The 13,176-nt window shown below is 67.2% G+C and carries 12 protein-coding genes; 6 read left to right on the forward strand and 6 right to left on the reverse strand.

What is annotated here, in order from left to right; genetic code table 11:
* Positions 1 to 64 precede the first annotated feature (64 nt).
* The gene (locus tag DIE04_RS14220) at positions 65 to 1,486 is read left to right on the forward strand and encodes an AmpG family muropeptide MFS transporter (protein ID WP_124486695.1); all 1,422 of its coding nucleotides are present in this window, start codon (positions 65 to 67) and stop codon (positions 1,484 to 1,486) included.
* Complete coding sequence (locus DIE04_RS14225) at positions 1,476 to 2,519, forward strand: M48 family metallopeptidase (protein WP_124520554.1); 1,044 nt, start codon at positions 1,476 to 1,478, stop codon at positions 2,517 to 2,519. The genes DIE04_RS14220 and DIE04_RS14225 overlap by 11 nt, the downstream gene beginning before the upstream one ends.
* A 64-nt stretch (positions 2,520 to 2,583) precedes the next feature.
* Here DIE04_RS14225 and DIE04_RS14230 read toward each other — a convergent pair whose 3' ends face one another.
* Positions 2,584 to 3,528 (reverse strand): AraC family transcriptional regulator, encoded by a 945-nt coding sequence (locus tag DIE04_RS14230; protein ID WP_044847827.1) that lies wholly within the window; start codon positions 3,526 to 3,528, stop codon positions 2,584 to 2,586.
* A 228-nt stretch (positions 3,529 to 3,756) separates the two neighbouring features.
* Between DIE04_RS14230 and DIE04_RS14235 the strand changes: the two genes are divergently transcribed.
* Positions 3,757 to 4,809, forward strand: coding sequence for an NAD(P)-dependent alcohol dehydrogenase (locus DIE04_RS14235; RefSeq protein ID WP_124520555.1), 1,053 nt, complete (start codon positions 3,757 to 3,759; stop codon positions 4,807 to 4,809).
* A 104-nt stretch (positions 4,810 to 4,913) separates the two neighbouring features.
* Here DIE04_RS14235 and DIE04_RS14240 read toward each other — a convergent pair whose 3' ends face one another.
* The 5 genes from DIE04_RS14240 to gatC all read right to left on the reverse strand — a co-directional run bounded on the left by DIE04_RS14240 (position 4,914) and on the right by gatC (position 10,041).
* Positions 4,914 to 5,687: an exodeoxyribonuclease III gene (locus DIE04_RS14240; RefSeq protein WP_044847825.1), complete on the reverse strand. Its 774-nt coding sequence runs from the start codon at positions 5,685 to 5,687 to the stop codon at positions 4,914 to 4,916.
* A gap of 49 nt (positions 5,688 to 5,736) precedes the next feature.
* Positions 5,737 to 6,576: a polyphosphate kinase 2 family protein gene (locus DIE04_RS14245; protein WP_124486698.1), complete on the reverse strand. Its 840-nt coding sequence runs from the start codon at positions 6,574 to 6,576 to the stop codon at positions 5,737 to 5,739.
* A 126-nt stretch (positions 6,577 to 6,702) separates the two neighbouring features.
* On the reverse strand, positions 6,703 to 8,178 hold the full coding sequence (gene gatB, locus DIE04_RS14250) for an Asp-tRNA(Asn)/Glu-tRNA(Gln) amidotransferase subunit GatB (protein WP_044847823.1): 1,476 nt from the start codon (positions 8,176 to 8,178) through the stop codon (positions 6,703 to 6,705).
* 3 nt (positions 8,179 to 8,181) lie between these two features.
* Entirely contained in the window at positions 8,182 to 9,672 is a 1,491-nt protein-coding gene (gatA, locus tag DIE04_RS14255; RefSeq protein ID WP_124486699.1) for an Asp-tRNA(Asn)/Glu-tRNA(Gln) amidotransferase subunit GatA, read from the reverse strand.
* Between the two features lie 69 nt (positions 9,673 to 9,741).
* Positions 9,742 to 10,041: an Asp-tRNA(Asn)/Glu-tRNA(Gln) amidotransferase subunit GatC gene (gene gatC, locus DIE04_RS14260; protein WP_006407213.1), complete on the reverse strand. Its 300-nt coding sequence runs from the start codon at positions 10,039 to 10,041 to the stop codon at positions 9,742 to 9,744.
* A 368-nt stretch (positions 10,042 to 10,409) separates the two neighbouring features.
* Between gatC and DIE04_RS14265 the strand changes: the two genes are divergently transcribed.
* From DIE04_RS14265 to mreD, 3 genes are all read left to right on the forward strand, one after another.
* Positions 10,410 to 11,453 (forward strand): rod shape-determining protein, encoded by a 1,044-nt coding sequence (locus DIE04_RS14265; RefSeq protein WP_004189550.1) that lies wholly within the window; start codon positions 10,410 to 10,412, stop codon positions 11,451 to 11,453.
* 139 nt (positions 11,454 to 11,592) lie between these two features.
* Positions 11,593 to 12,666, forward strand: coding sequence for a rod shape-determining protein MreC (gene mreC, locus DIE04_RS14270; protein WP_124520556.1), 1,074 nt, complete (start codon positions 11,593 to 11,595; stop codon positions 12,664 to 12,666).
* Positions 12,663 to 13,175: a rod shape-determining protein MreD gene (mreD, locus tag DIE04_RS14275; protein WP_009687274.1), complete on the forward strand. Its 513-nt coding sequence runs from the start codon at positions 12,663 to 12,665 to the stop codon at positions 13,173 to 13,175. The genes mreC and mreD overlap by 4 nt, the downstream gene beginning before the upstream one ends.
* Position 13,176: the final 1 nt, after the last annotated feature.

Genomic DNA, 13,176 nt, shown 5'->3' on the forward strand with positions numbered 1-13,176 from the left:
TGTGCTACCCGCGCCGCCGCCTGCGCTGCCGCCGCCATCAGTCAACGCTACCCAGTTTCCGTCCATGTCCAAAACGCCACACGAGGCGCCCGCACTCACCGCTCACGAGGATCACCCCGGCTGGCGCGCCTATCTGAACACGCACATGCTGATCTGCGTGTTCCTGGGCTTCACGTCGGGGCTGCCCCTGTTCACGCTCGTCTACCTCGTGCAGGCATGGCTGCGCTCCGAGGGCGTGAACCTGAAGGAAATCGGCCTGTTCGCGCTGATCCAGTTCCCGTATACGTGGAAGTTCCTGTGGGCGCCGCTGATGGACCGCTACATCCCGCGCCTGCCCGGCTGGCGGCCGGGCCGCCGGCGCGGCTGGATGCTGCTCACGCAGGTGCTGGTCGCCGGCGCGATCGCCGCGCTCGGCTTCGTGTCGCCGCGCGACTCGATCTGGACGGTCGCCGCGCTCACGACGCTCGTCGCGTTCTTCGGCGCAAGCTCCGACATCGTGATCGACGCCTATCGCCGCGAACTGCTGCGCGACACCGAGCAAGGCCTCGGCAACGCGGTGCACGTGAACGCATACAAGCTCGCCGCGCTGATCCCCGGCTCGCTCGCGCTGATCCTGTCCGACCACATGCCATGGGACGCCGTGTTCGCGCTCACCGGCGCGTTCATGCTGCCGGGCATCCTGATGACGCTGCTCGTGCGCGAACCGGAAGTCGTCGGCGCGCCGCCGCGCAACCTGCGCGACGCGATCGTGCTGCCGTTCCGCGAATTCATCCAGCGCGACGGCTGGAGCGGCGCGCTGCTCGTCATCGCGTTCATCTTCCTGTTCAAGATCGGCGACACGATGGCCACCACGCTGTCGACGTCGTTCTTCCTCGACATCGGCTTCACGCGCACCGAGATCGGCATCGTCGCGAAGACCACCGCGCTCGTCGCGAGCGTCGCCGGCGGCATCATCGGCGGCGTCTGGCTCGTGAAGATCGGGATCGGCCGCGGGCTGTGGATCTTCGGCGCGCTGCAGATGGTGTCGACGCTCGGCTTCGCATGGCTCGCGCAACTCGGCCCCGGCTCGCCGGTGCTCGCGATGCTGTACGACTTCACGGTATCGACGAGCCATGCGATCGCGGCGGCGCTGTCCGTGTTCGGCGTCGCGGTCACGCCGCAATTCAGCCCGATGACGGTCGCGCTCGCGATCGTCTACGGCGTCGAAACCTTCACGACCGGCCTGACGATGGCCGCGTTCGTCGCGTATATCGCGAGCACGACCGATCCGCGCTACACGGCCACGCAGTTCGCGCTGTTCACGAGCCTCGCGTCCGTGCCGCGCACCCTCGCATCGGCCGCGAGCGGCTTCATCGTCGCGAAGATCGGCTGGTTCGACTACTTCATCGTGTGCACCGCGCTCGCGATCCCCGGCATGCTGCTGCTGTTCAAGATCGCGCCGTGGAACGGCACCGCGCGCAACGGCGAGGCCAGCCGTGCGCAATGACCGCCTGCATCGCGTGGCGCGCGTCGCCGCCGCGCTGGGCGTCGGCTTCGCGACGCTTGGCGCGGCGGGAAGCGCTCATGCGTCCGACACCGTTGCGGCCATGGCCGGCTCCGCGCCCGCTGCCCCGGCATCGCCGTCCACACCGGCTGCATCCGCTCCCCCGCCTGCAGCCGAAGCCGCGCAGCCGACCGGCGCCGCCGTGCCCGCGAAAGCCTATACGCCGGCGCCGCAGCAGGTTCGCTACGGCAATGCGATCGCGTTCCGCACGCTGATCCCGTCGCCGCTGCTCGAACAACTCACCGCGAACGAATACGCGCAGATCGTCCAGGCCGCCGCCGACAGCGACCGCCTGCTGCCCGCGAACCAGCCGCGCGTGAAGCGGCTGCGCGCGATCGTCATGAAGCTCGCGCCGTATTCGGTGAAGTGGAACGATCGTGTGAAGAGCTGGGCGTGGGACGTCAACGTGATCCGCTCGCGCGACATCCGCATCACCTGCCTGCCGGGCGGCAAGGTGCTCGTGTACGGCGGGCTGCTCGATCGCGTCCGCCTGAACGACGACGAGTTCGGCGTGCTGATCGCACACGGCATCGCGCATGCGCTGCGCGAACACGCGCGCAGCAATTTCAGCGCGACGTCGCAAACGTCGCTGCGCGCCGCCACGCTGCCGCCGCTGTTCGGCGTCGGCGATCCGTTGCCGCAGGCGCTGAACCTCGGCGAACGCCTGCAGACGCTGCGCTACGACCCGACCGACGAAACCGAAGCCGACGTGATCGGCGGCGACATCGCCGCCCGCGCGGGCTTCGATCCGCGCGCGGCGATCACGCTGTGGGACAAGCTCGCGGCGGCGACGCGCGCGAACAAGACGTCGGGCTTCATCTACATGCATCCGTACAGCGCCGCGCGGCGGCAGGATCTGCTGAACCGCCTGCCGGACCTGATGCCGCTGTATGCGAAGGCGACGGCCAAACGCGTCGACACGCTGCCCGACTACGCGGGCATCAGCGCGCAGCGGCGCAAGGTCGTACGGCGCTGAGCGCCGCACCCGGCGGCTTCCCCGGGAATCACCGGCACGCATCACCGGCGCACGAGGCCAGGCGCTACGCGCCGACTTCCGACTCGACCGGCCGGCTGCCGATTTCGCGCATCCAGCGTACTTCGTCTCCCGGGCTGCGGCCGAACAGCCGCTTGAACTCGCGGCTGAACTGCGACGCGCTCGCATAACCGACCCGTGCCGACGCCGCACCCGCGCCGAGACCGTCCTGCACCATCATCAACCGGGCCTGGTGCAGGCGCGCGGCCTTCACATACTGCATCGGCGACGTCGCCGTCACGTGCTTGAACTGCGCGTGGAACACCGCAACGCTCATCCCGGCCTCGCGCGCGAGCGTCTCGACGTCGAGATCGGCCTTCAGGTCCGCATGGATGCGCCGCAGCGCCTTCGCGATGCGGCCGAAATGATGCTGCTGGACGAGCGCCGCCCGAATCGCGTCGCCCTGCGCCCCCGTCAGCACGCGGTATGCGATCTCGCGCATGATCGCCGGCCCGAGCACGCACGTGTCGTGCGGCGACGCGAGCGCTTCGAGCAGCCGCACCACCGCGTCGGCGAGCGGCGCGTCGAGCGGCGTCGAATAGACGCCGTGCGGCTCGCTGACTGAAGCACCCAGCGTCTCGTCGAGCAGGATCGCGAGCTCGGCGATCACCGCGAGATCGACGCGGATCGAGATCGCGAGAAACGGCTCGTCCATGCTCGCGAAGGTCTCGCATTCGAACGGTAGCGGCACCGACAGCACGAGATACTGCTGCGCGTCGTAGACGAACGAGCGGTCGCCGAGATAGCCGAGCTTGCGGCCCTGGCACACGACGATGATGCTCGGTTCGTACAGCACCGGCATGCGCGGCACGGGGCGGTTCACGCGGAAGAAGCGCACGCCGTCGAGCGCCGCCGGCGTATCGCCCTCGTTCGGCGCGAGACGCGCATGCAGCTCGATCATGCGGCGCCGCACACGGTCGCCCGTGTCGTCGAAAAGGGGTTGGAAGCTCACGGGCGTCGTCATGTCCGGCAAGAGAATCAGGCTCGCAATGTAGCACCTTGAAAGCGTTTTGACGGCCGTTCGCGTGCACTTCGAGAGGAATAGGCAAATCTTCGAGACCTTCGTGTATTTCGCCGACGCGGCCCGCTCCTTACGATGGGCACCTGTCTCGCCGCGTCGCCACATGATGCGGCGGCAGTCTGATTCGCCGGACTTTTTGCCGGACAAGGAGCCCCCTGCATGAGCACAACCTACGCTTACGCGGCGACCGACGCGCGCTCGCCGCTCGCCCCGTTCGAATTCCAGCGCCGCGCGCTGCGCGACCTCGACGTCCAGATCGAGGTGCTCTACTGCGGCGTCTGCCACTCGGACCTGCACCAGGCCCGCAACGAATGGCGCAACACGATCTACCCGGTCGTGCCGGGCCATGAAATCGTCGGCCGCGTGACCGCGACCGGCCCGCAAGTGTCGCGCTTCAAGGTCGGTGAGCTGGTCGGCGTCGGCTGTCTCGTCGATTCGTGCCGCACCTGCCCGAGCTGCGCGGAAGGCCTCGAGCAGTATTGCGAGAACGGCTTCGTCGGCACCTACAACGGCCAGGACCGCGTGACCGGCGACGTCACGTACGGCGGCTATTCGACGCAGCTCGTCGTCGACGAGGCATTCGTGCTGCGCGTGCCCGAGACACTCGACCCGGCCGGCGCCGCGCCGCTGTTGTGCGCGGGGATCACGACCTATTCGCCGCTGCGCCAGTGGAACGTCGGGCCCGGCAAGAAGGTCGGGATCGTCGGCCTCGGCGGCCTCGGTCACATGGGCGTGAAGCTCGCGCGCGCGATGGGCGCGCACGTCGTGCTGTTCACGACGTCGCCGTCGAAGATCGAGGACGGCAAGCGTCTCGGCGCGCATGAGGTCGTGATCTCGAAGGACGAAGCGCAGATGAACGCGCACCTGAACAGCTTCGACTTCATCCTGAACACGGTCGCCGCGCAGCACGACCTGAATCCGTTCCTGCACCTGCTGAAGCGCGACGGCACGATGACGCTCGTCGGCGCGCCGGAGCACGACCATCCGTCGCCGCAGGTGTTCAACCTGATCTTCAAGCGCCGCCGCCTCGCGGGCTCGCTGATCGGCGGGATCGCGGAAACGCAGGAAATGCTCGACTTCTGCGCGGAGCACGGCATTACGTCGGATATCGAAACGATTCCGATGCAGCAGATCAATGCCGCTTACGAGCGGATGCTGAAGAGCGACGTGAAGTACCGGTTCGTGATCGACATGGCGTCGATCAAGCAGTAAGCGACGCACCAAACGAAACGGGGCCGCATGTTCGACATGCGGCCCCGTTTTGCGTCCGGCGACCGGACGACTCGACGGCGACGCGCAGCGCGTCGCGCCGACGCTCACTTCTTGTAGTCGTAATCGACCGTCAGCGGCGCGTGATCGCTGAACTTGATGTCCTTGAAGATCGACGTGCGCTTCGCGGTGCCGGCCACGCCCGGCGTCGCGATCTGGTAATCGATCCGCCACCCGACGTTCTTCGCGTACGCCTGGCCGCGATTGCTCCACCACGTGTACTGCTCGGGGCGCGGATCGAGCGTGCGGAACACGTCGACGTAGCCGACATCGTCGAACAGCTGCGTGAGCCACGCGCGCTCTTCCGGCAGGCAGCCCGAATTCTTCTGGTTGCTCTTCCAGTTCTTGATGTCGATTTCCTTGTGCACGATGTTCACGTCGCCGCACAGGATCACCTCGCGCTTCTTCTTCAGCTCGGCGAGGTGCGGCATGAACTCGTCCATGAAGCGGTACTTCGCCTGCTGGCGCTCTTCGCCGCTCGAGCCGGACGGCACATACACCGACACGACCGACAGCTTGCCGTAGCGCGCCTCGACGTAGCGCCCCTCGGAGTCGAATTCGCTGCTGCCGAAGCCGATGATCACGTCATCGGGCTCGTGGCGGCTGTACACGCCCGCGCCGCTGTAGCCCTTCTTCTCGGCGTGATGGAAGTAGCTCCTGAAGCCGTGCGGCTCGACGAATTCGGCCGGCAGGTCGTCGGCCGATACCTTGATTTCCTGCACGCACACGCAGTCGGCATTCTGTTCGCCGAGCCATTCGAAGAAGCCCTTCTTCGCGGCGGAGCGGATGCCGTTCAGGTTGGCGGTAATCACTCGCATCATGTCGGGTTCCGTTGTTCAGTTCAGTTCGATGTGGTTGCAGGTTCGCAGCCTAGCGGATCTTCACGCCTTCGAGTTCCGGCTTCGGCGGCGGGAATTCGAGCTTCATGTCGGTCATCGTGCGCAGCAGCAGCTCGGCGATCATCACGTTGCGGTGCGTCTTCGAGTTCGCCGGGATCACGTACCACGGCGCATGCTCGGCCGACGTCGCGGCGAGCGCATCGCGGTACGCCGACTGGTACGCCTCCCAGTGCTTGCGCGCGTCGAGATCGGCGATGTCGAACTTCCAGTGCTTGGTCGGATCGTCGATGCGCGCCTGCAGCCGCTCGCGCTGCTCGTCCTTCGAGATGTGCAGGAAGCACTTGACGATCGTCGTGCCGTTCTCGAACAGCATCGTCTCGAAATCGCGGATCTGCCGGTAGCGGCGCTCGCATTCCTTGTCATCGATCGCGCCGATCACGCGCGGCACGAGCACGTCTTCGTAGTGGCTGCGGTTGAAGATCGCGAGCTCGCCCGCGGCCGGTACCTGCGCATGCACGCGCCAGAGGAAGTCGTGCGCGGCCTCGATCGGCGTCGGCGCCTTGAACGACACGACGCGCAGGCCGAGCGGATCGACCTCGCGGAACACGGCGCGCACGGTGCCGTCCTTGCCGCTGGTATCCATCCCCTGCAGCACGAGCAGCACGCGCTTCTTCTGCTGCGTGTGCAGGCGCTCCTGCTGGACGTCGAGCTCGGTCGATACGGCCGACAGCCGTTCGCGGTCGGCGTCCTTCGACCCCGACGAAAACGGCTTCGCGGCCGGATCGAACGCATCGAGCTTGAATGCGGCAGCTTCCTTCTCGCGCGTGCTGTACGGCACGCGGAAATCGTCGAGCGACGGTTGTTTCGCCATTCGTTCCTCCGTTGGACGGTGCGATGCACACGCGCACACGATAACGCATGCACCAAAACGACGGGCCGCCCCGAACAGGTTCGGCGGCGGCCCGTGGTCAGGCGCGGTTCAGGCGCGCGGCCATGCTCAGCCGAGTTTCTTCTTCAGCAGCTCGTTGACCTGCTGCGGATTGGCCTTGCCCTTGGTCGCCTTCATCGCTTGGCCGATCAGCGCGTTGAACGCCTTTTCCTTGCCGGCGCGGAACTCCTCGACCGACTTCGCGTTCGCCGCCAGCACCTCGTCGATGATCGCTTCCAGCGCGCCGGTGTCGGAAATCTGCTTCAGGCCCTTCGCGTCGATGATGCGGTCGGCCGCGCCTTCGTCGGTCGCCTTCTCGTCCCAGATCGTCGCGAAGATTTCCTTCGCGATCTTGTTCGAGATCGTGCCGTCGGCGATGCGCTGCAGCACCAGCGCAAGCTGCGCGGCCGACACGGGAATCGCGTCGATCTCGATGCCGTCGCGGTTCAGCTGCGACGACACGTCGCCCATCAGCCAGTTCGCGGCGATCTTCGCGTTCGCCGCGCCGGCCTTCGCGACCACCGCCTCGAAGTAGGCGGCCATCGCCTTGCTCGACGTCAGCACGCCCGCGTCGTACGCGGACACGCCGTACTGCTCGACGAAGCGCTGCTGCATCGCGGCCGGCAGCTCGGGCATGCCGGCCTGCACGCGCTCGACCCAGTCACGGCCGATCACGAGCGGCATCAGGTCGGGGTCGGGGAAGTAGCGGTAGTCGTGCGCGTCTTCCTTGCTGCGCATCGAACGCGTCTCGCGCTTGTCCGGATCGTAGAGGCGCGTTTCCTGCACGACTTCGCCGCCGTCCTCGATCAGCTCGATCTGGCGGCGCACTTCGTAGTTGATCGCCTCTTCAAGGAACCGGAACGAGTTCAGGTTCTTGATCTCGGCACGCGTGCCGAACTTTTCCTGGCCGACCGGGCGCACCGACACGTTCGCGTCGCAGCGGAACGAGCCTTCCTGCATGTTGCCGTCGCAGATGCCGAGCCACACGACGAGCGCGTGCAGCGCCTTCGCATACGCGACGGCCTCGGCCGCGCTGCGCATTTCCGGCTCGGTGACGATCTCGAGCAGCGGCGTGCCCGCGCGGTTCAGGTCGATCCCGGTCATCCCGGCGAAGTCTTCATGCAGCGACTTGCCCGCATCTTCCTCGAGGTGCGCGCGGGTCAGGTTGACGGTCTTCTCGTACGCTTCCTTGCCGGCCTTTTCGTTGGCGGGCACCTGGATCGTGATCTGGCCGCCCTGCACGACCGGAATCTCGTACTGGCTGATCTGATAGCCCTTCGGCAGATCGGGGTAGAAGTAATTCTTGCGCGCGAAGATGCTGCGCGGCGCGATGGTCGAGCCGATCGCGAGGCCGAAGCGGATCGCGCGCTCGACCGCGCCGCGGTTCAGCACCGGCAGCACGCCCGGCAGCGCCAGGTCGACCGGGCAAGCCTGCGTGTTCGGCTCCGCGCCGAACTGCGTCGACGCGCCCGAGAAAATCTTCGAGACGGTCGACAGTTGCGCGTGCGTCTCGAGACCGATGACGACTTCCCATTGCGTAGTCATTGCTTACACCCCTGCCGGAACTTGCTTGTGCCAGTCGGTCGCGCGCTGGAACGCGTCGGCGACCTGCAGCATCCGGGCTTCGTTGAAATAGTTGCCGATGATCTGCAGACCGACCGGGCGCTTCGCGTTCGCGCCGGCGCCGAAGCCGCACGGCACGCTCATGCCGGGCAGACCGGCGAGGCTCACCGACAGCGTGTAGATATCCGCGAGATACATCTGCACCGGATCGTCGCCCTTCGCGCCGAGATCCCATGCGACCGTCGGCGACGCCGGGCCCATGATCACGTCGCACGACTTGAACGCTTCCTGGAAATCGTTCGCGATGATGCGGCGGATCTTCTGCGCCTGCAGGTAGTACGCGTCGTAGTAGCCGTGCGACAGCACGTAGGTGCCGACCAGGATCCGGCGCTTCACCTCGGGGCCGAAGCCTTCGGCGCGCGACTTCTTGTACATGTCGAGCAGGTCGCCGTACTGCGCGGCGCGGTGGCCGAAGCGCACGCCGTCGAAACGCGACAGGTTCGACGATGCTTCCGCCGGTGCGATCACGTAGTACACGGGGATCGACAGTTCCGTCTTCGGCAGCGACACCGGCACGAGCGTCGCGCCGAGCGCTTCATACTGCTTGAGCGCCGCGTCGATCGACGCGCGCACGTCGTCGGCCAGACCATCACCGAAATACTCGTTCGGCAGGCCGATGCGCAGCCCCGCGAGCGGCTTGCCCGCATCGTTGCCGGCCGCCCACGGCTGGCCGAGGTGACGCGTGAAATCCTCGTCGTCGCGCTCGAGGCTCGTCGAGTCGCGCTCGTCGAAGCCGGCCATCGCGTTCAGCAGCAGCGCGCAGTCGGACGCGCTCTGCGCCATCGGGCCGCCCTGGTCGAGCGACGACGCGAACGCGATCATCCCGTAGCGCGACACGCGGCCGTAGGTCGGCTTGATGCCCGTTACGCCCGCGAACGACGCGGGCTGGCGGATCGAGCCGCCGGTGTCGGTGCCGGTCGCGGCCGGCGCGAGGCGCGCGGCGACGGCCGCCGAGCTGCCGCCCGAGCTGCCGCCCGGCACGGCGTTCGTGTCCCACGGGTTCTTCACCGCGCCGAACGCCGAGTTCTCGTTGGACGAGCCCATCGCGAACTCGTCCATGTTGGTCTTGCCGAGCGTGACCATGCCGGCCGCCTGCAGGCGGGCGACGACGGTCGCGTCGAACGGGCTTTCGTAGTTCGCGAGCATCTTCGAGCCGGCGGTCGAGCGCCAGCCGCGCGTGACGAACACGTCCTTGTGCGCGATCGGCAGGCCGGTCAGCGCGCCGCCCGCGCCGCGCGCGAGCTCGGCGTCGGCGGCCTTCGCCTGCGCAAGAGTGAGGTCGGCATCGACATGGACGAACGCGTTCAGGTCGCGTGCCGCGTCGATCCGTTTCAGGTAGAGCTGCGCGAGCTCGACGGCCGAGCATTCCTTGGCGGCGAGCGCGGCGCGCAGTTCGGTCAGGCTTTTTGCGTGCATTGAGTGGTTTTCCTGGGAATTCTGGGTGGCGCGCGGCGCAGGCCGGCCGGCGCGCTTCTCATCGAATGCTTACTCGATCACCTTCGGCACGAGATAGAGGCCGTCCTGGACGGCCGGCGCCGGACGCTGGTTGTCGTCGCGATTGACGACTTCCGTCACGGCGTCGTCGCGCAGGCGCTGCGCGACTTCCTGGATCTGTTCGATCGGGTGGGCGAGCGGCGCGATGCCGGCGGTGTCGACCGCCTGCATCTGCTCGACGAGGCCGAAGAATTCATTGAGCTGGCCGAGCGTATGCTCGGCGTCGGCGTCGGCCATTTCGAGTCGCGCGAGGTGCGCGATGCGTTTCACATCGGTCAGGGTCAGGGCCATGCGATCACCGGAAAAACAAGGCTGCGCAGCGCATCGAAAAGCGCGCTGCGGCGGGGGGTTGGAGGGTACGATCCCACCCTCAAAAATCAGGGCCGAAGCGGCAAAAATACCGTCCGTTTCGATTCAAATACCGCGAAATTATAAGGTATCATTACGCGTTCGACCCAAACCCGGCAGCCTTTTCCCGCACCGTTTCGCCCCGCTTCGGCAAGCCGTGCGTGCTTCGTGCGATTCCCGGTAGACATCACTCGCAGCTTCGTGCGCCGCGGCGGCCGCTTCCGCCACGCTTCCCGAGGCTGTTATTTTTTCCGCTGCCCGCCCTCAGCGTTCGCTATGCAGGGCCGGCCCAGAGCGAAACAGGATTCTGAATGTTCGGTTTTTTGCGCAGCTACTTCTCCAACGACCTGGCGATCGACCTCGGCACCGCAAACACCCTGATCTACATGCGCGGCAAGGGCATCGTGCTCGATGAGCCGTCGGTCGTGTCGATCCGCCAGGAAGGCGGCCCCAACGGCAAGAAGACGATCCAGGCAGTCGGCAAGGAAGCCAAGCAGATGCTCGGCAAGGTGCCGGGCAACATCGAGGCGATCCGCCCGATGAAGGACGGCGTGATCGCCGACTTCACCGTCACCGAGCAGATGATCAAGCAGTTCATCAAGACGGCGCACGAGTCGCGCATGTTCTCGCCGTCGCCGCGCATCATCATCTGCGTGCCGTGCGGCTCGACCCAGGTCGAGCGCCGCGCGATCAAGGAAGCCGCGCACGGCGCCGGCGCATCGCAGGTCTACCTGATCGAGGAGCCGATGGCGGCCGCGATCGGCGCCGGCCTGCCGGTGTCGGAAGCCACCGGCTCGATGGTCGTCGACATCGGCGGCGGCACCACGGAAGTCGGCGTGATCTCGCTCGGCGGCATCGTCTACAAAGGCTCGGTGCGCGTCGGCGGCGACAAGTTCGACGAAGCGATCGTCAACTACATCCGCCGCAACTACGGGATGCTGATCGGCGAACAAACCGCCGAGGCGATCAAGAAGGAAATCGGCTCCGCGTTCCCGGGCTCCGAAGTCAAGGAAATGGAAGTGAAGGGCCGCAACCTGTCGGAAGGCATTCCGCGCAGCTTCACGATCTCCAGCAACGAAATCCTCGAAGCGCTGACCGATCCGCTGAACCAGATCGTGTCGTCGGTGAAGATCGCCCTCGAGCAGACGCCGCCGGAACTCGGCGCCGACATCGCCGAGCGCGGGATGATGCTGACGGGCGGCGGCGCACTGCTGCGCGACCTCGACCGCCTGCTCGCGGAAGAAACCGGCCTGCCGGTGCTCGTCGCCGAAGATCCGCTCACCTGCGTCGTACGCGGTTCGGGCATGGCGCTCGAACGCATGGACAAGCTGGGCAGCATCTTCTCGTACGAGTGATCGACGAGTGATCGCCTAAGCAGTCCCGTTTGATATGGCGCACCCGCGGCGTGGCCGGATCGCTCGTTCAGAACGAACCGCCACGCCGTTCGCGCGTCTGAGCATTATTTAACCGATCGCCACGCGCCCGGCGCCGACCATGGAATACAGTCCGCCGCCCCTCTTCAAGCAAGGTCCGCCCGCGCTCGCGCGGCTCATCTTCTTCGTCGCCCTCGCCATCGCGCTTCTCGTATCGGACGCGCGCTTCAGCACGCTCGAAATCGTCCGCGGCGTGCTCGGCACCGTGCTGTACCCGCTGCAGCGCGCGGCGCTCGTGCCGCGCGACCTGTTCATGGGCGCGGCCGACATCGCCGTCACCGGTGCGTCGCTGCGCCACGAGAACGACGCGCTGCGCAAGCGCAACCTGCAGCTGTCCACGCAGGCCAACCAGGCCGCGGTGCTCGCGCAGGAGAACACGCATCTGCGCGCGGTGCTCGAGCTGCGCCAGCACATCGCGACGCATTCGACGCCGGTCGAGATCCAGTACGACACCAGCGACCCGTTCACGCAGAAGATCGTGATCGGCCAGGGTTCGCAGCAGGGCATCCAGAACGGCGCGCCGGTCGTCAGCGAGGACGGCGTGATCGGCCAGGTCACGCGCGTGTTCCCGCTGCAGGCCGAAGTCACGCTGATCACCGACCGCGATCTCGCGATTCCCGTGCAGGTGCTGCGCACCGGCCTGCGCAGCGTGATCTACGGCACGCCGAAGGGCGATTCGCTCGACCTGCGCTTCGTGCCGACGAGCTCGGACCTCGTCGCGGGCGACGAGCTCGTCACGAGCGGCCTCGATGGCGTCTATCCGCCGGGCCTGCCGGTCGCGAAGGTCGCGAAGGTCGACAAGCTCGCCGATACCGCGTTCGCGCGCGTGACCTGCGCGCCGGTCGCCGCCGTGCGCGGCGCGCGGCAGATGCTCGTGCTGCATTACCAGAACGATGTCCCGCCGCGCCCGGCCGAGCCCGAGCCGGCCGACAAGAACGCGAAGGGCAAGAAGGGCGCCAAGGCCGCCTCGAAGGGCGACAAGGCCGAGAAGGCCGACGCGAACGCGAAGCCGGCCGCCGCGGCCGCACCCGGCGCGAAACCGGCGCCGGCTGCACCTGCCGCCCCCGCCGCTCCGGCCAAGCCCGCCGCCGCGCCCGCGAAGCCCGCGGCCGGGCAACCAGGAGCCCAGCGATGAACCGCCCGCAATACATCCTGCAGCCGGTCAACCCGTACTTCATCGTCTTCAGCCTCGCCGCCGCGTTCCTGCTGAACCTGATGCCGTGGGGCCGCCTGCCCGGCGTGCCCGACTTCGTCGCGCTCGTGCTGCTGTTCTGGAACATCCACCAGCCGCGCAAGGTCGGAATGGGCGTCGCGTTCGCGCTCGGCATCCTGATGGACGTGCATGACGCGGGGCTGCTCGGCGAGCATGCGCTCGCCTATACGCTGCTGTCGTACGGCGCGATCACGATCCACCGCCGCGTGCTGTGGATGCCGATCGGCGTGCAGGTGCTGTACGTCACGCCGCTGCTCGTCGTCGCGCAGCTGGTGCCGTTCGTGATCCGCCTCGTGATGGGCGCCGCGTTTCCCGGCTGGCGCTATCTGGTGGACGGCTTCGTCGAGGCCGCGCTGTGGCCGATCGCGAGCCACCTGCTGCTGATGCCGCAACGCCGCCCGGTCGACCCGGACGATACGCGCCCCATCTGAG

This window comes from Burkholderia sp. Bp8994 (genome assembly GCF_003853805.1).
GTDB lineage: Bacteria > Pseudomonadota > Gammaproteobacteria > Burkholderiales > Burkholderiaceae > Burkholderia.